Source organism: Pelomonas sp. Root405, assembly GCF_001425165.1.
Lineage (GTDB): Bacteria > Pseudomonadota > Gammaproteobacteria > Burkholderiales > Burkholderiaceae_C > Pelomonas.
This window is the reverse complement of the sequence record NZ_LMDU01000012.1, coordinates 469039-488568: the sequence shown is the minus strand read 5'-3', so window position 1 is coordinate 488568 and position 19530 is coordinate 469039. Positions and strand designations below refer to the sequence as shown.

Sequence of the window (19530 nt, the reverse complement as noted above, 5' to 3'; positions counted from 1 at the left end):
GCTGTCTCCAAAGGGTTTGATGGCCCGGCGTCGGTCGCGCGCCGGTCGGTCCTTCAAGCGCAAGCCGCATGCCAGCGCCGCTTGCGCCAGCACGCCCTCGCAGCCGCACAAAACGCAGTGCGGCGAGCGCTGGACTGTCACGAAATGGCACACCCGCGCTGGCACACCGTGCCGTTTCGGCACAGCTGCCGTGCAAACCGACCAAGCACTTGACGCGCCCCACCGTCAGGCTACTGTCCGCCGCAGAGCCTTCAATACGAGGCCATTAGGAGACAAGCTGCATGTCCACGCCCACCCCGCCCGAGCGCATCCGCCTGGCCCGCCGTCAGTGGCTGGAGACCGGCAGCGTCGCCAGCGGCCTGATCACCGGCCCGTTGCAGGCCAGCTGGGCGCGCTGCCGCGACTTCGGCCTTGCGCCCGAGGGCCGCCCGCAAGGCGCGCCGCACGCCAGCGCCGCCCAGCTCGCCCGCGCACTGGAGCACCGCCACGCGCTGATGGCCCACGCCAAGCCGGTGATGGCCTTCCTCAACGAACAGGTGCAGGGCAGCGACAGCCTGGTGCTGCTGGCCGATGCCCACGGCCTGCTGCTGCACGCCAGCGGCGACGCGCCTTTCGCCGACCGTGCCGCCCGCGTCGCCCTGCGCCCCGGCGCGCTGTGGAGCGAGCAATGGCGCGGCACCAACGCCATCGGCACCGCGCTGGCGGAAGGCGCGCCCGTCGTGGTCCACGCCGGCGAGCACTACCTGGCGCGCAACGGCTTTCTCACCTGCGCCGCCGCGCCGATTGCCGACCCTGCCGGCCAACTGCTCGGCGTGCTCGACATCTCCGGCGACCGCCGCGGCTACCACCGCCACACGCTGGCCCTGGCCCGCAGCGGCGCCCGCATGATCGAGCACCAGCTCTTTCTCGACCGCTTCCGCGCCGGCCTGCACCTGCGCCTGCACGCGCAGATGGAAGGCCTCGGCACCGTCACCGAAGGCCTGCTCGCGCTCAGCGAAGACGGCTGGGTCACCGGCGCCAACACCGTCGCGCTGGAGCTGTTGGGCCTCGCCCGCCCGGACATCGGCGCGGCCACCGTGGAGCGGGTGCTCGGCCTGGACCTGCGCGCGCTGCTCGCCCACGGCGCCGCGCCGCATGCGCTGCCCCGTGGCGGCAGCGCCCCGCTGTGGATGCGCCTGGAGCCCGGCCAGACGCTGCGTCGCAGCCCGGCGACGCCCGCATCGCCGGGCAGACCGGCGCCCGCGCTGCCCGCCACCGACGCCGCCTGGCACCCGCAAGACGCCCTCGCCGCGCTGGACACCGGCGACGCCGCCTTCAGCGCCCTGCTCGCCCGCGCCCGCAAACTGCTCGACAAGCCCGCCATCCCGCTGCTGCTGCAAGGCGAAAGCGGCACCGGCAAGGAGCTGCTGGCCAAGGCCATCCACAGCAGCAGCGCGCGCCGCGACAAGCCCTTCGTCGCCGTCAACTGCGCCGCGCTGCCCGAGACACTGATCGAAGCCGAACTCTTCGGCTATTGCCCCGGCGCCTTCACCGGCGCCAACCGCCACGGCGCCCCCGGTCGCATCCGCGAAGCCCACGGCGGCACGCTCTTCCTGGACGAGATCGGCGACATGCCGCTGGCGATGCAGGCCCGCCTGCTGCGCGTGCTGCAAGACCGCCAGGTCACGCCGCTGGGCGGCGGCGCGGCGGTGGACGTGGACTTCCGGCTGATCTGCGCGACCCACCACCGCCTGAAAGACGAAGTCGCCGCCGGCCGCTTCCGCGAAGACCTCTACTACCGCCTCAACGGCCTGACGCTGAGCCTGCCGCCGCTGCGGGAGCGGTCGGACCTAGGCGAGCTGGTCGCCCGGCTGTTGAAGGCCGAGGCGCCGGAGCGGGCGCTGGGGGTGTGTGACGAGGTGATGGCCTTGTTCAGCCGCTATCGCTGGCCGGGGAATGTGCGGCAGCTGGCGAATGTGGTGAGGACGGCGGTGGCGTTGCTGGACGACGAGGACGACACGCTGACGCTGGTCCAGGTGGGGGCCGAGCTGTCTGAAGCCCAGGAGAACGCTGCTGGTGTTGCCGTGCCGGCCGCTTTGCCGTCAAGCGGCGACCTTCGCCAGCTGGCTGACATGCGCATTCGGGAAACGCTGGCGGCGTTCGACGGAAATGTGTCGCGAGCCGCGCGGCAGTTGGGAGTCAGCAGGAATACGCTGTACCGGCGGCTCAAGGGCGGATCGCCTGGACTTTAGATTTGAGGCCTGACCGCAAACCTCGGTAGCAACGCGATGTACAGACGGATGCGCTAATACGTCTACTGCTGACCACGAGTGTGATCGCCACAGCGGAAAGTATTCTTTGTGCTTGGCGCGCATGCAAGAATTCAGCTTCGCAGAAAATTAATAAAAATCCAATCCAACGGGAGAAGCAATGGAACGTCGCCATCAAGTATTTATTTCCTCGACTTATGCCGATTTGCAAGAAGAGAGAGCCGAAGTAATACAGGCACTCTTGGAACTCGACTGTTTCCCTGCGGGAATGGAGCTATTTCCAGCCACCACGGCAAGCGCCTGGGAACTTATAAAAGGGGTAATAGACGACTCCGATTATTATTGCCTCATAGTTGGAGGAAGATATGGATCACTTGACCCCAATGGCGTCGGATACACAGAAAAGGAATATGACTACGCATCCAGCACCGGCAAGCCGTTAATGGCATTCATACATAAGGACCCAAACCAGATACCTTCAGGCAAGGCGGAGAAATCTGATGCGGGGAAGGTTAAGCTGGAAACATTCAGGAAAAAAGTAGAGGGCGCGCATCACTGCAAATATTGGAACAACTCCAGCGAACTGGGAGGCCTTGTTTCTCGAAGTTTGGTTAATCTCAGGAAAGCCCATCCCTCAGAAGGATGGGTTCGGGGTCGGTTTGCGGCGACTGACGCGCTGATGGTTGAAGTGGCAAATCTTCGCGCCCGCAACGCAGAACTCATCGCCGAACGAACGTCAGATAACTCTAATGGCAGCGAAGCAGTAGAAGGCATTGCCTCGGGCTCTGATCCATACGCACCGACTATCTCTTATATTGAGGTCGGTAAAGAGGACAGAGCAAGAGCGCCGGTTAAAACCACCTGGGACGAAATTCTTAGGTACGTTGGACCAGCATTACTGAATGAATGCTCGGAAAGGGAATTCTCAGACAAACTGAAATTATGCTTTTATCACGCACTAGAACGCGAGCATAAGATTAAAGTTACGTATGAGTCAGTGGTTCTGCCGCACGTCGTAGCAGACCAAATTAAGATTCAACTCCGTGCTCTTGGACAAATGATTCCCGGTACAAAACGCAGAGCGGTGGCAGACAAGCTTACCTATTGGAAGCTTACGTCGGCAGGGGAAAAACGCTTGATTAATGCGCAAGCGATTCAAAAGTCCCCAGGTATTGAATCTCCCTTGGCCGGAGCATTGAAGGCATTTGCAGCCTTGCGTACTCCGGCAAAAGGGCCAGACATCCAGTCCGACTCCGTACCCACTGCCGAATAGCCTCTCGGAGTCCGGCTTAAGTCTCAACGGTGCAGCCATTCCCTGCCACCACCGCAGGATGGGCTCGCTGGAATTCAGATTTGAGACCCGACCCCGAGCCTGCTCAGGGCTGCGCCGAGCGGCCCGATGGTTCAATCTTTGCTAGCCCTTCCAGCGTCGCAGCTGACCGCATGAGCACCTCAAACATGGCAAAGATTCCCCCCGGGGTTGGGCCGCGCTTACCTCAGCTGGTGGCGCTGTTTGGCGCCACCGGCGACCTCGCCAAGCGCAAGCTGCTGCCGGGGCTCTTCCACCTGTGCACGGCGGGCTTCCTGCCGGACTACCGGACATAGGCATCTCGCTGGATGACCTCGACACCGCCGACTTTGGCGCGCTGACGCGGCAGGCCCTGGCGCAGTTCTTCAATCGCCAGGTGGCCGACGCCGACTGGGCTGCGTTTGCCGCGCGGCCGGCCCGGCCGCCCTGGCCGCCGTGCGCGCCGCGGCCGCCATTACCTGAGCGTGCCACCAACGCCGCCCTCTCGGCCGTGAAAGTGCTGGGCGAAGTCGGCCTGGTGGCCCATGCGCGGATCGTGATGGCACCATCGATTCAACGACCCGCCGCAGCCCCCGGCACCCTTTCAATGCTCGGCCATCATCCCCGGCGCACTGGCCGCCCGGCCAGGCTCGGCAGCGTGCTTGCGACACATCTCGTCCATCTTGCCTTTCATGCCGCCGCCTTTGCCTGCAGCAGCCTCGGTGCGCGCACCGGCCCCGGCATGAGCCGAGTGGTCCACAGGCTTGGGCGCTGTGGCCGCGCAGCCGGCAAGCGCCAGCAGCAGGAAAAAAGAAACGGTGGCACGGGCTTGCATGGTTGGCCTTCCAGGACGGGAGGGTTCAGCATGCGCCGCGCAACGGGCGGCCTGCTTGATGCACGTCAAGCACATCACAGCCCGCGACCACCCGCTGCCGACACGCCGCGCGACGGCGTGCCCCCGCCACTGATCGCGGCGCCTCCGCCTACGAAACCGCACGCGCTTCGTTCCTAAAATCAGCGCCTGAAGCCGCCAGGTTGCCGGCTTCGCCAACACAGGCCGACGCGCGGTTCACAGCGGTCGGCTTGATCCAGCGCCCGCCCCTCAAGGCGGGCGTTTTGCGGACCCATCCATGCGCAAGGGCACCAAGTCTTCCTATCTGGCGGTGATGCTGGCCACGGTGGCGCTGACGCTGCTGGGCGTGTTCATCTATCAGAACCTGGCCGGCCAGGAAAAGAAGATCGAGCACCAGCTGCCCAAGCTGTACGAGACCGACGACGCGGAGTTCCGCCGGGCGCTGGGCGCTTTGCTCGGCCCGCAGATCGTGCCGGGCAACCAGGTGGAGACGCTGCTCAACGGCGACCAGATCTTCCCGGCGATGCTGGCGGCCATCCGCTCGGCGCGCACCACCATCACGTTCGAGACCTATATCTACTGGTCGGGCAGCATCGGCCGCGAGTTCGTCGAGGCGCTGTCGGAGCGTGCCCGCGCCGGCGTGAAGGTGCATGTGCTGCTGGACTGGGTGGGCAGTCTGAAGATGGACGCGGCGCTGGTGGAGCAGATGAAGGCGGCGGGCGTGGAGTGCGTGCGCTTCCACGAGCCGGCGTTTGGCAACTGGCGCCAGATGAACAACCGCACCCACCGCAAGCTGCTGATCGTGGATGGGCGCCTGGGCTTCACCGGCGGCGTGGGCATTGCGGACGAGTGGCGCGGCAATGCGCGCGACAAGACGGAGTGGCGCGACACGCATTACCGCGTGCAGGGCCCGGTGGTCGCGCAGATGCAGTCGGTGTTCCTGGACAACTGGATGCGGGCCACCGGCAAGGTGCTGCATGGCGAGGCTTACTTCCCGGCGCTGCAGCCGGCCGGGCCGCATGACGCGCAGATGTTCAGCAGTTCGCCCAGCGGCGGCAGCGAGAGCATGCAGCTGATGTACCTGCTGGCCATCACGGCGGCGCGCAAGAGCATCGACCTGTCGAACGCCTACTTCGTGCCCGACGAGCTGACGATCAAGACCTTGATCGACGCGGCCAAGCGCGGCGTGAAGATCCGCGTGCTGACGCCCAGCGGGCACATCGATGCGGAGGTGGTGCGCCACGCGTCGCGCGGCAGCTGGGGACCGATGCTCGATGCCGGCATCCAATTCGCCGAGTACCAGCCGACGATGTTCCATGTGAAGGGCATCGTGGTGGACGGCGTGTTCTCGTCGGTGGGTTCGACGAATTTCGACAACCGCTCCTTCCGCCTCAACGACGAGGCCAACCTGAATGTGATGAACGCCGAGTTCGGCCGCATCCAGCAGCAGGTGTTCGAGGCCGACTGGGCCAAGTCGCGCCGCATCACGCCCGAGGAGTGGCGCAACCGGCCCTGGACCGAGCGGCTGCTGGAGCGCGCGGCGTCGGTGCTGCACGCGCAGCTCTGAACGCACCCGTCGGACCGGCGCCCGCCACTGACCAGATGGCGGTTTCACTCGCGTGGCAGCGCCGCGCCGCCATCGTCAGTTCTGATGATGACGCCCCCCTTCCTTGCATGAGCTGAGCGCTCCGGAAGGGAAATCACTGTGTACAGCGAGATTCGCAGGTATCTGATTGGCGCGAGCCTTGAGCCGCGTCGGAGCCTCAAAGGGCGACGTGACGCGAAAGGGCTGGGCCTCCGGCGGCGCCCCTGTCAAAGCCGCACGTCAAACTCGATTTGGAGAACTCCATGGTGATCGAAACGACTGGGCGGCGGCGGCGCCGGCTCACGATGTGCGGGCTGGCATTGGCCGGCCTGATGGGCTCGGGCCCCGCCGCCAAGGCTGACCCGAATGACGCCGGGTGGCCTTCGGCGGGGCAGAACCTGTCCAACACCCGGCACCAGGCCCACAGCGGCGGCATCAGCGTGCAGACCGTGGGCGGGCTGACGCAGAAATGGGTTTTCACGACGGGGGGCGACGTGTCAGCGACGCCGGCCGTGGACATGGGCGCCGTCTACTTCCCCGACTGGGCGGGCAACCTCTACGCCGTGGACCGCCAGACCGGCGCGCAGCTGTGGAAGGTGTCTGTCGGGGCGGCTTCGGGCACGCCGGGCGACAAGGCCCGCGCCACGCCGGTGATCGCCGGCAACAAGCTCATCGTCGGCACGCAGGGCAATGTGTTCGCACCGCCGCCCTTCGGCGGGCCGGGCGGCAAGCTGCTGGCCTTCGACAAGCAGACCGGCGGGCTGCTGTGGGCGACGCAACTGGACAACCACTACGGCACCATCATCACGCAGTCGGCCACGGCGCATGGCGACCGCGTCTATGTCGGCGTGGCATCGCTGGAAGAAGCGCTGGCCGGCTCGGTCGGCTTTTGCTGCAGCTTCCGCGGCAGCATGCTGGCGCTGGACATCAACACCGGCGCCATCGTCTGGAAAACCTACATGGTGCCGCCCGGCTATTCCGGGGGTGCGATCTGGGGCAGCGCACCGGCGGTGGACGTCAAGCGCGGCCAGGTCTACATCGCCACGGGCAACAACTATTCGGTGCCGGAGCCGGTCAGGCTCTGCGTCATTGCCGCGGGCACTGACACCGAAGCCGTCAAGGCCTGCCTGGCGGTCGACAACTACTTCGACGCGGTCGTAGCGCTCGACATGAGGACTGGCGCAGTGCGCTGGGCCACCAAGGCCCTGCCGGCCGACATCTGGACGGCCGCCTGCATCGGCTTTGGCGACCCGGCGTTCTGCCCCAACCCGACCGGCCCCGACTACGACTTCGGCCAGGCGCCAGCGCTGTTCACCGTCAAGGTCGACGGCAAGGGCAAACCGCAAGACGTCGTCGGCGCCGGCCAGAAGAGCGGCAAGTACTGGGCCATGGACCCGGACACTGGCGCCGTCAAGTGGGTGACCCAGGCCGGCCCCGGCGGCACGGGCGGCGGCCTGCAGTGGGGCTCGGCGGTCGACGGCAAGCGCGTCTACACCGCCAATGCCAACAGCGACGCCGTGCCCTGGCCCGCAGCCGGCGGCCTGACGAGCGGCGTGTGGAGCGGCATCGACGCCGTCACCGGCCAGCTGCTGTGGCAGACCCGGCCGTCGGGCGGCGGCAGCACGTCCGGCCCGGTGACGACGACCAACGGCGTCGTCTTCGGCTGCTCGCTCGACCGCGTCAACGGCTACATGTATGCGCTGGACGGCGCCACGGGCGTGGAACTGTGGAAGTTCTCCAGCGGCGGCTCCTGCCTGTCGGGCGCTGCCATTTCCAAGGGCCAGGTGTTCTGGGGCTCGGGCTACAGCAACCTGTTCGGCGCCTTCGGCGGGCCCAACAACAAGCTGTACGCATTCGAGATCCGCTAGCACCGCCGAGCCCGCAAGCGTGACCTAACCCCGACTCCCGCAGCGACAGACATCCCCTCGGCCCCAGGGCCTTGGGGCTGCCGTGCTACATTCCGGGCATAGATTCGCGCAAGACCGTTTCCTCAAGGTCTTATCTGCAGCCCCGCTGGCCACCCCCTGGCCCTTCTTGCGAGCGGCTCGCTTCAGCAACTCCCGGTGAGTGTTCTTGAGTGTTTCTGTCTCTGCACGGCATGACGCCGTCAGAGGGTTTTCTTCCATCTCTACTTTCCTCAAAGGAACACCCATGACTACAGAAACCGGCACCGTGAAATGGTTCGACGACGGCAAGGGCTTCGGCTTCATCACGCCTGACAACGGCGGCAAGGACCTCTTCGCCCACCACAGCGAAATCAAGAACGGCGGCGGCTTCCGCTCGCTGGCCGAAGGCGCCAAGGTCTCGTTCGAGTCCACGCAAGGCGCCAAGGGCCCCCAGGCCTCGAACATCCGTTCGCTCTAATCAGTACTGCAGGCGCCCTGGTGGCGCCGGTGGGCGAACGCAAACGCCCACGTACGCCGCGGCCGGCTTAAGCTGGCCCGGTTTTACAACAAGAAAAACAACATGCTTCAGAACAACAATAACAATATCGAGGTGGGACGATTCGTCGTCTCGCCGATGACCCAGGCTCGTGATGGTGGCGGCTTTGACGCCCTCGTCTCGATCCGATCCGGCCGTGGCATGGCCAGCGTGGATCGCGTCATGCGTTTCACGCCGCAGTTCATCAGCCCGCAGGCTGCCTTGCGTTATGCGCAAGATCAGGGCCTGGCCTGGGCGCGCTGCCATTGAGCGCTAGCGGCTTGAGGCCGCATCAACAGCCGGCACGGCCACGTGCTCGGCCTCTCGTCCAACTTTCGCAACGGAGCCCAACACTTGGCCAAAGAAGAACTGATTGAGATGCAAGGCGTCGTGGATGAAATCCTGCCCGACTCGCGCTTTCGCGTGACGCTGTCGAATGGCCACAAGGTCATCGCCTATACGGGCGGCAAGATGCGCAAGCATCACATCCGCATCCTGGCCGGCGACAACGTGTCGCTGGAGATGTCGCCCTATGACTTGAGCAAGGGCCGCATCACCTTCCGTCACCTGGAACGTCGCGGTCCGCCGCCGTCCGGTGGTGGCAGCCAGCAGCGCCGCTGAGCCTCACAGCGCGGGGCCTGTTAGCACTACGGCAGTGAGCCGCGAAGGCCATCCGCCAGGGGCCAATCAAGGCGCAGCGCGCCGCCCGCATTGATATGCGGGCAAGCGGTGCAACGCCGAGTGGCCCCTGGCGGATGGCCTTCCCCGTTGGGTTGTGACCAGAAAGCCCGCGCGCGGCGTTGCAAATCCTCGCCGGGTGTGCAACCCGGCTGCGGTTTGCGCCTTGCTCGCGGGCTTTCTGGTCACAACGCGGCCCACTGCCGTAGTGCTAACAGGCCCTAGCTGATCCTTCGATCGGCCGCCATGGCTTTGCCTGGCGGCCGATTGCTTTTGGGGTTCGCATCCGACACCGCGGCGCCTGCGTAGGCATCAGCATGCAGCTGATGAAAACTGGCCTTGTCTTGCTGGGCATCGTCGTGCTGTCAGGCGCGCTGGTGGCCTGCTCGCCGGTAACGGCGCTGAACGCGCTGGCGCCCGGCAGCACCCATACGCGCACGGCCGGCGTGGCCTACGGGCCGGGTGCGCGCCAGCAGCTCGACGTCTACAAACCCGCCAGCGCCGCGCCGGCGGGTGGCTGGCCGGTGGTCGTGTTCTTCTACGGCGGCTCGTGGAACAACGGCGAGCGCGCCGACTTCGCCTTCGTCGGCGAGGCGCTGGCCTCACGCGGCGTGCTGGCCCTGGTCGCCGACTACCGGCTCTACCCGGCGGTGCGCTACCCCGACTTCCTGCGCGACAGCGCCGCAGCGCTGGCCTGGGGCCTGACCCGTGCCGAGGGCCTGGGCGGCAACCCGCGCCGTGTCTTCGTCATGGGCCACAGCGCCGGCGCCTACAACGCCGCGATGCTGGCGCTGGACCCGCGCTGGCTGGCCGCCACCGGCCACGCGCCGCGCGAGCTGGCCGGCTTCGTCGGCCTGGCCGGCCCCTACGACTTCCTGCCCATCGAGAACCCCGACGCCAAGCCGGTGTTCTTCCATCCCGACTACCCGCCCGGCACACAACCGCTGGAACACGCCAGCGCGGGTGCACCACGCAGCTTTCTCGCGGCGGCCAAGAGCGACAAGCTGGTCGACCCGCAGCGCAATACCCAGGCCCTGGCCAACAAGCTTCAAGCCGCGGGCGTGCCCGTGACGGTGAAGTTCTATGACCGCGTCAGCCACGTGACGCTGATCGCCGCGTTCGGCGCGCCGCTGCGCTGGCTGGCGCCGGTGCTGGATGACGTGGCGGCCTTCGTGAACGCTGCGCCGGCTCAGTCCGCGGCGACTGCCACCGCGCGCTGAAGCGCGGTCAGCGCCTCGGTGTCGCGCCAGCCGTCGGCCGCATCGCCGATGACGACCTCGACCATGGCGCCGCCCTCGACGACATGCGAGGCCACCGCCCGCGCACCCAGCCAGAAGCCATCCACCCTTGCCACCGCCAGCAGTCCCTCGCGCAGCGCCTCGGGGCCCACCGGCAGGTGCAGCTGGAAGGCGTTGACCTGCGGCGGCTCGGGCGCCACGCACCAGCCTGGCTGCTCGGCCAATAGCGCCGCCAGTGTGCGGGCGCGCTCGCGGTAGGCGGGCGTGCGCGGCAGCTGCGTGCGCAGGCCCTGCAGCGCGCTCAGCACGAAGGGGTAGAGCGTGAACACATTGCCGCCCAGTCGCGTCTGCCAAGGCGCGATTTGCGCGATGAAGTCCTCGCTGCCTGCCAGCACACAGCCGGCCAAGCCACCCAGGCCTTTGTAGAAGGACACATAGACCGAGTCGGCCAGCGCGGCAATCTCGGCCAGCGGCCGGTCGTAATGGGCCGAGGCCTCCCAGAGCCGCGCGCCGTCGAAATGCAAAGGCACGCCGGCCTGGCGGCACCAGTGGCTGATGGCCACGAGCTCGTCCCACGCGGGCAGCCGGTAGCCGGCGCGGCGCAGGGGCAGCTCGACGGTGACGACGGCCGGCACCTCAGGCGCCGCCCGCAATTGATCGACGCCGAACGACGCGTCGCTGCTGCCCACTCGCAGGCCTCGCAGTCCCATCAACTTCTCGAACGCCTCCGCCTCGTCGATGGCGATATGGCTTTGCGGATGCACGGCCACCGGCCCGTCGCCGTCGCCGCAGTGCACGCGCAGCGCGGCCAGCTGCGCCGCCACGCCCTTGTGCATGAAGCGCGCGGCCGGCTTGCCGAGCAGCACGGCCACCTCGGCTTCCAGCGCCTGGATGAGCTGGCCCTGGCCGTAGACATCCAGCGGCAGTTCGGCGTCGGGCAGCTCGGTCAGCGCCAGCAGCGACTCGCGCATGGACAGCATCGGGCGATGGCCGTTCAGCCAGCGCGTGCAGCGCTTGCGCAGCTCGATGTCGGCGATGGGCGCGGTGTTGGTGTAGGGCGTGGCCATGGGCGGCGAGTGTCGCGCGCACCGGGCCGGAATGGCCGTTCTGATCGGGGTCTTTAAACTCTCGCCCTTTTTCCTCGCGCGCCCGAGTCCATGCAAACAGCCCTCCCGCAGCCCGCTGCCGCCGAGCCCCTGGCCCGGCTGCTGCTGCAATGGGGCGTGGCGCCGGCATCCACCCCGCCGGTGGCCGAGCGCCTGGGCGGCTGGCTGGGCTGGGCCGACGCCATCGGCTTGTCGCAAGTGCTGGCCACCCCGCCGGCTGCAGGCAGTGACGCCGGCGCCCGGCGCGAGGCCATCGACTGGGCCGAGGCCGCGCTGGCGCGCCTGCGGGACGAGCTGAGCGCCGCCTTTGACGACGCGCTGCTGGCGCGGGAATCGGCCGAAGCCGCGCCGGACGGCGTGCCGCTGGCTGACCTGCTGGCGCCCTACCGCCTGCACCACGCCCAGCAGCAGCGCAGCATGGCCGCGCGCATCGGCACGCTGCGCGAGCGCCTGCGGCCACGACTGGCCGAGGTCTCGGGCACGGGCGCGCGCCTGGCGCAGCTGGACGCGGTGTTCGAACGCGCCGTCGTCGCACAGGAGCGCCAGGCGCTCGCCGGCCTGCCCGCCCTGCTCAGTCGCCGCGCTGCCACTCATCACACCGCCGACCCGCGACGCTGGCGCGCCCGCTTCTGGGCCGACCTGCAGCGCGCGCTGCGCGCCGAGCTGGACCTGAGATTGCAACCGGTGCTGGGCCTGATCGAAGCCCTGCATCAAGCCGAATCCTGATGAACCGTTTCCTGAACGTCCTCTATCCCCTGGCGCTGGCCGCCGGCCTCGCGGGCATCGCCGGTGCCGCCGTGGCCGCGGCGGGCCATCACCCGGTCGCGCTGGCGATGACGCTGCTGATCGCGGCCTTCTTCGTCATCGGCGTCTGGGAGCTGACCGCCTTCCGCCGCGCCAGCCGCGAGCTGGCTGCAGCGCTGGATGTCGAGCCGGGCGAAGGCTGGGTCGCCACGCTGCCCGCTGCCTTGCGCGCTGGCGTGCAACAGCGTCTGGAAGGCCTGCGCGTCGCGCTTCCCGGCCTGGCGCTGGCGCCCGCGCTGGCGGGCCTGCTGGTGCTGCTGGGCATGCTGGGCACCTTCACCGGGCTGGTCATCACGCTGGGCAGCACGGCCAATGCGCTCGGCGCGACGGCTGACCTGGCCGCGCTGCGCACGGCCCTGGGTGCGCCAGTCCAGGGCCTGGGCCTGGCGTTCAGCGCCAGCGTGGCGGGCGTGTGCGCCTCGGCCATGCTGGGTCTGATGGTGGCGCTGGCGCGTCGCGAACGCGCGGCCGTGGCCGGCCAGCTTGACACCGCCCTGCTCGGCCGCCTGCGCCCGCTGACCGCCGCCCACCGTCGCGAACTGGCGCAGCAGGCCGCCGACACCGCCGCCGCTGAGGCCGCCGGGGAGCGCCAGCGTGAACTTGTCGCCCAGCTGCAGCAGTTCGCCAAGGCGATGGCCGACCAGCTGGCCGCGCAAAACGCCCAGTTCCACGCCGAGACGCACCAGGCCTACACGGCGCTGGCCGCCAGCGTCGACAGCACGCTGCGCAGCAGCCTGACCGAAAGCGCCCGCCTGGCCGGCGCCGCCATCCAGCCTGCCGCCGAAGCCGCCATGGCCGGCATCGCCCGCGAGGCCGCGGCGCTGCATCAGCGCATTGGTGCGCAGGTGTGCGAGCAGCTCGGCGCCTTGAGCAGCCGCTTCGAAGCCGGCGTCGCGCAGATCGTGCAGCATGGCGAGTCCGCCGCACGCGCTCAGGGCGAGGGTCTGGCCCAGCAGCGCGAGGCGGCCCTGCAGCTGCTGGCCGAGGCCGGCGCCGCGACCCAACAGGCCGCCGAGCGCCTGGGCGAGCGTTGGGCAGGCGAGTCGCAGCGCCTGTTGGCCGCACTCGACGACGCCGAAACCGCCCGCGCCGCTTCGCTGCGCAGCCAGGTCGACGCGCTGGCCGGCCAGCGTGCCGCCGCGCAGCAGGCCATTGACGCGACGGCCGAGCGCTTCGCCATGCAGACGCAGACCCTGCTCGACCGCGTGGCCGACGCGCAGTCGCGTCAGCAGACCGCGCTGGCCGAGCAGGACAGCCAACGCCGCGCCGAAGCGCGCGCCGATGCCGAGACCGTGAACGCCCAGCGCGCCGGCCTGCATAACTCGCTGGCCGAGCTGACCGCCGGCTTTGCCGCGCAGACCGAGGCCGCCGTCGCTGCGCTGGCCGCGGCGCACGGCCAGTTGCAATCGGCCCACGCTGCGGGCGACGCCGAACGCCTGGCGGCGTGGCGCAGCGAGTTGCAGGCCGCGGGCGCCGCCCAGCTGGCGCAGCAGCAGCAGCTTGCCGACGGCCTGCTGAGCCACACCCGCGAGCTGGTCTCGCAGGCCGGCTCGCAGGCGCAGACGACCCTGAGCGAAGCCGGCGCGCTGCTGAAGGCGGCCGGCGAGGCGCCACGCGCGGCCGTCGAAGTGGTGTCGGCCCTGCGTGAGCAGCTGGCACAAAGCCAGGCCCAGGACCGCGCAGCCCTGGCCGAACGCGCCGAGCTGATGCAGACCGTGTCGACGCTGCTGGCCTCGCTGCAGCAGGCCGCCGGCGAACAACGGGCGGCCACCGACGCGATGCTGGCCAGCGCGGCGTCGCAGGTGGACGCACTGGTGGGCAGCTCGGCCACGCAGCTCCAGGCCGTGGGCGAGCGTTTCACGCGCCAGGCCGATGCGACCGGCGAGAAGCTGGCCGAGGCTGCCACGACGCTGGCAGCGAGCGCCGCCGAGATGGGCAGCCTGGGTGAAGGATTCGGCGCGGCAGTGGCGCAGTTCCAGGGCGCCAACGCCGAGCTGGTGCAGCACCTGGCCGCGCTGGAGGAACGCTTGGGCCAGGCCATGACGCGCAGCGACGAGCAGCTGGGCTATTACGTGGCCCAGGCGCGGGAGGTCATCGACCTCTGCCTGGGCTCGCAGAAGCAGGTGCTGGACGCGCTGCAGACGACGGCGGCGGCGCATGGATGAGCCGCTGGAGATCGAGCAGGAGGGTGTCGGCATGCCCGCGTGGGCAGCGTTTGGCGACCTGATGGCCGGCGTGCTGGGCGCGTTCGTGCTGGTGCTGGCCGCAGCCCTGGTGGGCCAGCTGGACCTGGCCAACCAGCTGCAGGCCGAGGTGCAGCAGCGCCAGGCCGAGCAGGCGCGCCGCGAGGCGCTGGAGCGCGCGCTGGCCGGGCCGCTGGCCGATGGGCGGATCACGCTGGTCGAAGGCCGCATCGGCATCAGCGGCGCGGTGCTGTTTGCCACTGGCTCGGACGAGCTGCATGCCGATGGCCGCGCGCTGATCAAGAGCCTGGCGCGGCCGCTGCGCACCTATCTCGCGCAGCGCGACGAGATCCTGATGGTCAGCGGCTTCACCGATGACCGCGGCATGCGCACCGGTGTCCAGAAGTTCAGCGACAACTGGGAGCTGTCGGCGCAGCGCGCGCTGACCGTCACGCGCACCTTGATGGCCGAAGGGCTGCCGCCGGATGCGGTGTTCGCCGCGGCGTTCGGCCCGCAGCAGCCGGTGGCGTCCAACGACGGACCGGAGGGGCGCGCGCTGAACCGTCGTGTGGAGATCGCGCCCACGCCGCGCCCCAAGCGGGCTGCCGCCTCGGCGCCGTGATGAACGCCCACGACGACCCGCAAGCCTGGCTTCAGGCGCAGCCGACATCGGACCCGGTCAGCCGCCGCGTGCTGGAGGGACTGGCCCGCCGCGCCGCGCGGCAGCCGCAGGGCGCACTGCGCGAGCGCCTGGTGGCCCGTCTCGTGGAGCGCGCGCAGGCCCAGGCGTCCACGCCAGCTGCTGCGCCGCGCGCACCCGCCTCGGGCGGCCCGCTGGCCGAGCTGACGGCGCGGCTGGACGTGGGCGCCGGTCCCGAGCTGCGCAACGTGCACCTGCACCGCCGCACCTGGAGCGCGCTGCGCCTGACGCGCCGCATGGCCGAAGTCAGTGCGCCGGTGCCCGAGCACCTCGGCCCGCTGAACAGCCAGGTGCTGGTGACGCGGGCGCTGCAGCAGCTGCGCGACCTGTCGCCGGACTATCTGCAGCGCCTGCTGATCCAGCTCGACACGCTGGCCGCGCTGGCGCCGCTGCAGCTGGCGCCGGAGGCCGAGAAACCCGCCAGGCCGGCCGGCCGCAAGCCGGCGGGGCCGCGCAAGCGCTGACCGCGCAGAATCGCGGCCTCCATCCCTCCCCGCGGAGATTGCGCGCCGTGCAGCCGATCCTCTACTTCTCCCGCAACCCCAATCCGCGACTGACGGTGGCGGCGGCCAAGCATCTGGCCGCGCCGGTCATCTACGAGTTCGCCGAGCCGCTGGCGCCGGGCGAGGCGGACAAGTACCGCCACCTCAACCCCTCGCTGCGCCTGCCCATCCTGGCCCAAGCCGGCGGCTCGCTGTTCGAGGCGGACGCCATCGCCTGCCGCCTGTCGCAGATGGTGGGCTCGGCGTTCTGGCGCACAGGCGCCGAGCTGCCCGACATGATCCGTTGGGTCAGCTGGGCGCGCGACAACTTCATGCACGCCTGCGACATGGTGCATTTCGAGCGCGGCACCAAGCAGCGTTACCACCTCGGTGCGCTGGACGAAGCGCTGGTCGCGCGTGGCACCGCCCACTTCCACGACAGTGCCGCCGTGCTGCAAGCGCACCTGGCCCGGCAGGACTGGCTGCTGGCCAGCGGCCTGAGCTATGCCGACTTCCGCATGGCTGTCTTCCTGCCCTTCAACGACGTGGCGCGGCTGCCGCTGGCCGACTACCCGGCCGTGGCGGCCTGGCATGCGCGGCTGATGGCGCTGCCGGCCTGGGCCGATCCTTTCGACGGCTTGAGCGCGCCGGCGCTGCCGCCGGTGGGCTGAAGCGCACAGGTCATCACCTGCCGGTATACCCGCTGCGCCTGCGGGCATGGCCCCTGCGGGCTGACCCGCGGTCGCCGCCGCGGGTGCGCTGCAACAATCCAGGCTTGGCCACGCCCGTTTGCACATGAAGTTCACCTCCCTCGTCGCTACCGCCCTGGCCCTGCTGCTCAGCGCCTGCGCCAGCGTGCCGCCGACGCCGGCGCCCGCGCCGGGTGTGCGCGCGCCGCAAATCGACCGCACCTACACCTCCCAGAACCAGGACAGCCGCAGCCTCTTCATCGTGCTGCACTACACCGTGCTGGACTGGGAGAAGTCGCTCAAGGTGCTGACCACCGGCGGCCAGGTGTCCAGCCACTACCTGGTGCGCGACAACCCGGCCATCAGCTATGCACTGGTCGACGAGAACCGCCGCGCCTGGCATGCCGGCGCCAGCTTCTGGGGCGGTCACAACAATCTGAACGCCTCGTCCATCGGCATCGAGATCGTCAATGCCGGCTATGTGGACGGCCCCGGCGGCCGTGTCTATGCGCCCTTTCCGCAAGCCCAGGTCGATGAGGTCATTGCGCTGGTGCGCGACATCCAGAAGCGCCATAACGTGCGGCCCGAGCGCATCATCGGCCACGCCGACATCGCCCCCGGCCGCAAGCAGGACCCGGGGCCCAACTTCCCCTGGCGCCAGTTGGCCGACGCCGGGCTGATCCCCTGGCCGGACGGCCCCTCGGTGCTCGTGAAGACGCTGGAGCACGAGGTCGCGCCGCGCGACGTGGCCTGGCTGCAGGAGAAGCTCGCGCGCATCGGCTACAACGTGTCGCGCTCGGGGCAGATGGACACGCTGACGAAGGAAGTCGTCGCCACCTTCCAGATGAAGTACCGGCCGCGCGACATCTCCGGTGCGGTGGACGCCGAGACTGCGGCCCTGATCGAAGTGGCGGCCACGCCAGGCGCAATGCGCGTCGCCGGCGCTTCACAGACCGAGACGCGGCCCTACACGTCGCGCTGGTAACACTGCCGGATGCTCGCCTTCCTGCTCAAACGCCTGGCCACGCTGGTGCCGACGCTGATCGGCATCACCATCGTCGCCTTCGGCCTGATCCGCCTCGTGCCCGGCGACCCCATCGAGGTCATGATGGGCGAGCGCCGGCTGGACCCGGAGGCGCACGCCGCGCTGGTCAAGCGCATGGGCCTGGACCAGCCGCTGCCGGTGCAGTACGCGGACTATGTCGGCAAGCTGCTGCAGGGCGACCTGGGCCAGAGCCTGGTCAGCCGCGAGCCGGTCAGCAAAGAGTTCGCGGCACTGTTCCCGGCGACCGTCGAGCTGGCTTGCGCCGCGCTGGTTTTCGCGGTCGGGCTGGGGCTGCTGCTGGGCGTCAGCGCAGGGCTCAAGCGCGGCTCGTTGCTGGACCAGGGCGTTATGGGCGTGGCGACGGTCGGCTATTCGATGCCGGTGTTCTGGTGGGGGCTGATCCTCATCATGTTCTTCTCGGTCAACCTCGGTTGGACGCCGGTGTCGGGCCGCATCGGCATCGAGTTCGACCCCGAGCGCGTGACCGGCTTCATGCTCATCGACGCCTGGCTGAGCGGCGAGGAAGGCGCATTCAAGTCGGCGCTGATGCACCTCATCCTGCCCGCGCTGGTGCTGGGCACGAGCACGCTGGCCGTGGTGGCGCGCATGACGCGCTCGTCGATGCTGGAGGTGCTGCGTGAAGACTATGTGCGCACCGCGCGCGCCAAGGGCCTGTCGCCGACGCGTGTGGTCGTCGTGCATGCGCTGCGCAACGCGCTGATCCCGGTGCTGACGGTGGTGGGCCTGCAGACCGGCAGCCTGCTGGCGGGTGCGGTGCTGACCGAAACCATCTTCAGCTGGCCCGGCATCGGCAAATGGCTGATCGACTCCATCGGGCGGCGCGACTACCCGGTCGTGCAGGCCGGCATCCTGATCTCGGCGCTGACCTTCATCGGCGTGAACTTGATCGTGGATCTGCTGTATGGGGTGGTGAATCCGCGCATCCGCGGAGGTGGTCACTGATGAGCGCTGTCCTCGACAAACCCTTCGAGCCGCCCGGCCCGCTACGCGAGTTCTGGCTGGGCTTCACCGCCAACCATGGCGCCTTCATCGCGCTGATCGTGTTCGCCGTGATCGCGCTGGCCTCGCTGTTCGCCCCGCTGATCGCACCGCACGATCCCATCGAGCAGTACCGCGATTTCATGTTGACGCCACCTGTCTGGGCCGAGGGCGGCAGCACGCGCTTCCTGCTCGGCACCGACGAGCTGGGCCGCGACATGCTGAGCCGCTTGCTGCATGGTGGCCGCGTGTCGCTGGGCATCGGCCTGGCCGCCGTGACGCTGTCGCTGTTGCCGGGCGTGCTGCTGGGGCTGCTGGCGGCCTTCTTCCAGCGTTGGCTGTCTCCGGCCATCATGCGCGTGATGGACATCGTGCTGGCGCTGCCCTCGCTGCTGCTGGCCATCTGCGTCATCACCATCCTCGGGCCGGGCCTGGTGAACACCGTCATCGCCATCGCCATCGGCGCGCTGCCGGGCTATGTGCGGCTGACGCGCGCTGCGGCCCTGGCCGAGATCGGGCGCGACTACGTGACGGCCAGCCGCGTGGCAGGTGCGGGCGTGGGGCGGTTGATGTTCATCACGGTGCTGCCCAACTGCATGGCGCCGTTGATCGTCAACGCGACGCTGTCGTTTTCGTCGGCCATTCTGGAGACGGCGGGGCTGGGCTTCCTCGGGCTGGGGGTGCAGGCGCCGATTCCGGAGTGGGGCACGATGCTGTCGTCGGCACGCGACTACATCACGCGGGCGCCATGGGTCGTCACGCTGCCGGGGCTGACGATTCTGGTGACGGTGCTGGCGATCAACCTGATGGGGGATGGGTTGAGGGATGCGCTGGATCCGAAGTTGAAGAAGGTGGCGTGATGGGTGGGTCGCTGCTTCGTTGCTTTGGCTTAGTGGTCAGGCCCAGCCGGGATTTCGTCCCGGCGGCCGACTCACTTTCTTGTGCGAACAAGAAAGTAAGCAAAGAAATCGCCCCCGTTCTGTCGCCCCTTCGCTTCGCTGCGGGGTCCCCTGCGATGCTCGCAACCCGAGGCTCGCGCAGAACTCGCTTCGCTACGCTGCGCTCAGACAACTGCGCGAAGTCAGTTGACGAAGTGCGCTTCGCGCACGCCTCGGGTTGCTGCGCTTCTCGGCTCCTCCAAGGGGGAGCCCCGAAACACCCAACAGCCAAACCCGAAAGCCCTTCGCACCGAGGTATTCCGCTGGGCGTG

Annotated in this window: 19 protein-coding genes; 17 read left to right on the top strand and 2 right to left on the bottom strand. The window is 68.8% G+C overall.

Features of this window, described 5'->3' with window-relative positions:
* Nucleotides 1–281 precede the first annotated feature (281 nt).
* The 3 genes from ASC81_RS15115 to ASC81_RS26610 all read left to right on the top strand — a co-directional run bounded on the left by ASC81_RS15115 (nt 282) and on the right by ASC81_RS26610 (nt 3854).
* Complete coding sequence (locus ASC81_RS15115; protein ID WP_056268699.1) at nt 282–2231, top strand: sigma-54-dependent Fis family transcriptional regulator; 1950 nt, start codon at nt 282–284, stop codon at nt 2229–2231.
* 178 nt (nt 2232–2409) lie between these two features.
* Nucleotides 2410–3522: a DUF4062 domain-containing protein gene (locus ASC81_RS26615; protein WP_082536535.1), complete on the top strand. Its 1113-nt coding sequence runs from the start codon at nt 2410–2412 to the stop codon at nt 3520–3522.
* A gap of 185 nt (nt 3523–3707) precedes the next feature.
* On the top strand, nt 3708–3854 hold the full coding sequence (locus tag ASC81_RS26610) for a hypothetical protein (RefSeq protein WP_200946867.1): 147 nt from the start codon (nt 3708–3710) through the stop codon (nt 3852–3854).
* A gap of 287 nt (nt 3855–4141) precedes the next feature.
* On the opposite strand, the gene ASC81_RS15110 is transcribed toward ASC81_RS26610, so the two are convergent.
* On the bottom strand, nt 4142–4372 hold the full coding sequence (locus ASC81_RS15110; protein WP_056268697.1) for a hypothetical protein: 231 nt from the start codon (nt 4370–4372) through the stop codon (nt 4142–4144).
* Nucleotides 4373–4667: 295 nt separating this feature from the next.
* On the opposite strand from ASC81_RS15110, the gene ASC81_RS15105 reads away from it, so the two are divergent.
* The 6 genes from ASC81_RS15105 (at nt 4668) to ASC81_RS15080 (ending at nt 10294) form a co-directional block, all read left to right on the top strand.
* Complete coding sequence (locus tag ASC81_RS15105) at nt 4668–5957, top strand: phosphatidylserine/phosphatidylglycerophosphate/cardiolipin synthase family protein (RefSeq protein WP_056268696.1); 1290 nt, start codon at nt 4668–4670, stop codon at nt 5955–5957.
* Between the two features lie 281 nt (nt 5958–6238).
* Complete coding sequence (locus tag ASC81_RS15100) at nt 6239–7843, top strand: PQQ-binding-like beta-propeller repeat protein (RefSeq protein ID WP_200946864.1); 1605 nt, start codon at nt 6239–6241, stop codon at nt 7841–7843.
* Nucleotides 7844–8126: 283 nt separating this feature from the next.
* The gene (locus tag ASC81_RS15095) at nt 8127–8339 is read left to right on the top strand and encodes a cold-shock protein (protein WP_056268692.1); all 213 of its coding nucleotides are present in this window, start codon (nt 8127–8129) and stop codon (nt 8337–8339) included.
* Between the two features lie 102 nt (nt 8340–8441).
* On the top strand, nt 8442–8666 hold the full coding sequence (locus ASC81_RS15090; protein WP_056268690.1) for a hypothetical protein: 225 nt from the start codon (nt 8442–8444) through the stop codon (nt 8664–8666).
* Nucleotides 8667–8750: 84 nt separating this feature from the next.
* Nucleotides 8751–9017, top strand: coding sequence for a translation initiation factor IF-1 (infA, locus tag ASC81_RS15085; RefSeq protein ID WP_056200396.1), 267 nt, complete (start codon nt 8751–8753; stop codon nt 9015–9017).
* 374 nt (nt 9018–9391) lie between these two features.
* Nucleotides 9392–10294 (top strand): alpha/beta hydrolase, encoded by a 903-nt coding sequence (locus ASC81_RS15080; protein WP_056268688.1) that lies wholly within the window; start codon nt 9392–9394, stop codon nt 10292–10294.
* Here the strand turns inward: ASC81_RS15080 and ASC81_RS15075 are convergent.
* Nucleotides 10264–11379 carry a low specificity L-threonine aldolase gene (locus tag ASC81_RS15075; RefSeq protein ID WP_056268687.1) on the bottom strand — a complete coding sequence of 372 codons (1116 nt, stop codon included), beginning with the start codon at nt 11377–11379 and terminating at the stop codon, nt 10264–10266. The genes ASC81_RS15080 and ASC81_RS15075 overlap by 31 nt on opposite strands.
* Nucleotides 11380–11469: 90 nt before the next feature.
* Here ASC81_RS15075 and ASC81_RS15070 point away from each other — a divergent pair, with 90 nt between their 5' ends.
* The 8 genes from ASC81_RS15070 (at nt 11470) to ASC81_RS15035 (ending at nt 19180) form a co-directional block, all read left to right on the top strand.
* Complete coding sequence (locus ASC81_RS15070; RefSeq protein ID WP_056268685.1) at nt 11470–12144, top strand: DUF3348 family protein; 675 nt, start codon at nt 11470–11472, stop codon at nt 12142–12144.
* A complete protein-coding gene (locus ASC81_RS15065; protein ID WP_056268683.1) occupies nt 12144–14387 on the top strand; it encodes a hypothetical protein in 2244 nt (747 codons plus the stop codon). The genes ASC81_RS15070 and ASC81_RS15065 overlap by 1 nt, the downstream gene beginning before the upstream one ends.
* Nucleotides 14380–15027 (top strand): OmpA family protein, encoded by a 648-nt coding sequence (locus ASC81_RS15060; protein WP_056268681.1) that lies wholly within the window; start codon nt 14380–14382, stop codon nt 15025–15027. Before ASC81_RS15065 ends, ASC81_RS15060 begins: the two co-directional genes overlap by 8 nt.
* On the top strand, nt 15027–15569 hold the full coding sequence (locus ASC81_RS15055) for a DUF2894 domain-containing protein (RefSeq protein ID WP_056268679.1): 543 nt from the start codon (nt 15027–15029) through the stop codon (nt 15567–15569). The genes ASC81_RS15060 and ASC81_RS15055 overlap by 1 nt, the downstream gene beginning before the upstream one ends.
* Before the next feature lie 47 nt (nt 15570–15616).
* Nucleotides 15617–16258, top strand: coding sequence for a glutathione S-transferase family protein (locus tag ASC81_RS15050; RefSeq protein ID WP_156392143.1), 642 nt, complete (start codon nt 15617–15619; stop codon nt 16256–16258).
* A gap of 124 nt (nt 16259–16382) precedes the next feature.
* A complete protein-coding gene (locus ASC81_RS15045) occupies nt 16383–17261 on the top strand; it encodes an N-acetylmuramoyl-L-alanine amidase (protein ID WP_056268678.1) in 879 nt (292 codons plus the stop codon).
* 9 nt (nt 17262–17270) lie between these two features.
* Nucleotides 17271–18284: an ABC transporter permease gene (locus tag ASC81_RS15040; RefSeq protein ID WP_056268675.1), complete on the top strand. Its 1014-nt coding sequence runs from the start codon at nt 17271–17273 to the stop codon at nt 18282–18284.
* Complete coding sequence (locus ASC81_RS15035; RefSeq protein WP_056268673.1) at nt 18284–19180, top strand: ABC transporter permease subunit; 897 nt, start codon at nt 18284–18286, stop codon at nt 19178–19180. Before ASC81_RS15040 ends, ASC81_RS15035 begins: the two co-directional genes overlap by 1 nt.
* The last annotated feature ends 350 nt before the right edge of the window (nt 19181–19530 follow it).

Coding starts and splice junctions, on each gene's coding strand:
- ASC81_RS15080 (WP_056268688.1), top strand. CDS start 9,392: ATGCAGCTGATGAAAACTGGCCTTGTCTTGCTGGGCATCGTCGTGCTG.
- ASC81_RS15045 (WP_056268678.1), top strand. CDS start 16,383: ATGAAGTTCACCTCCCTCGTCGCTACCGCCCTGGCCCTGCTGCTCAGC.
- ASC81_RS15035 (WP_056268673.1), top strand. CDS start 18,284: ATGAGCGCTGTCCTCGACAAACCCTTCGAGCCGCCCGGCCCGCTACGC.
- ASC81_RS15040 (WP_056268675.1), top strand. CDS start 17,271: ATGCTCGCCTTCCTGCTCAAACGCCTGGCCACGCTGGTGCCGACGCTG.
- ASC81_RS15095 (WP_056268692.1), top strand. CDS start 8,127: ATGACTACAGAAACCGGCACCGTGAAATGGTTCGACGACGGCAAGGGC.
- ASC81_RS15115 (WP_056268699.1), top strand. CDS start 282: ATGTCCACGCCCACCCCGCCCGAGCGCATCCGCCTGGCCCGCCGTCAG.
- ASC81_RS15055 (WP_056268679.1), top strand. CDS start 15,027: ATGAACGCCCACGACGACCCGCAAGCCTGGCTTCAGGCGCAGCCGACA.
- ASC81_RS15060 (WP_056268681.1), top strand. CDS start 14,380: ATGGATGAGCCGCTGGAGATCGAGCAGGAGGGTGTCGGCATGCCCGCG.
- ASC81_RS15100 (WP_200946864.1), top strand. CDS start 6,239: ATGGTGATCGAAACGACTGGGCGGCGGCGGCGCCGGCTCACGATGTGC.
- ASC81_RS15090 (WP_056268690.1), top strand. CDS start 8,442: ATGCTTCAGAACAACAATAACAATATCGAGGTGGGACGATTCGTCGTC.
- ASC81_RS15105 (WP_056268696.1), top strand. CDS start 4,668: ATGCGCAAGGGCACCAAGTCTTCCTATCTGGCGGTGATGCTGGCCACG.
- ASC81_RS26610 (WP_200946867.1), top strand. CDS start 3,708: ATGGCAAAGATTCCCCCCGGGGTTGGGCCGCGCTTACCTCAGCTGGTG.
- ASC81_RS15065 (WP_056268683.1), top strand. CDS start 12,144: ATGAACCGTTTCCTGAACGTCCTCTATCCCCTGGCGCTGGCCGCCGGC.
- ASC81_RS15075 (WP_056268687.1), bottom strand. CDS start 11,379: ATGGCCACGCCCTACACCAACACCGCGCCCATCGCCGACATCGAGCTG.
- ASC81_RS26615 (WP_082536535.1), top strand. CDS start 2,410: ATGGAACGTCGCCATCAAGTATTTATTTCCTCGACTTATGCCGATTTG.
- ASC81_RS15070 (WP_056268685.1), top strand. CDS start 11,470: ATGCAAACAGCCCTCCCGCAGCCCGCTGCCGCCGAGCCCCTGGCCCGG.
- ASC81_RS15110 (WP_056268697.1), bottom strand. CDS start 4,372: ATGCAAGCCCGTGCCACCGTTTCTTTTTTCCTGCTGCTGGCGCTTGCC.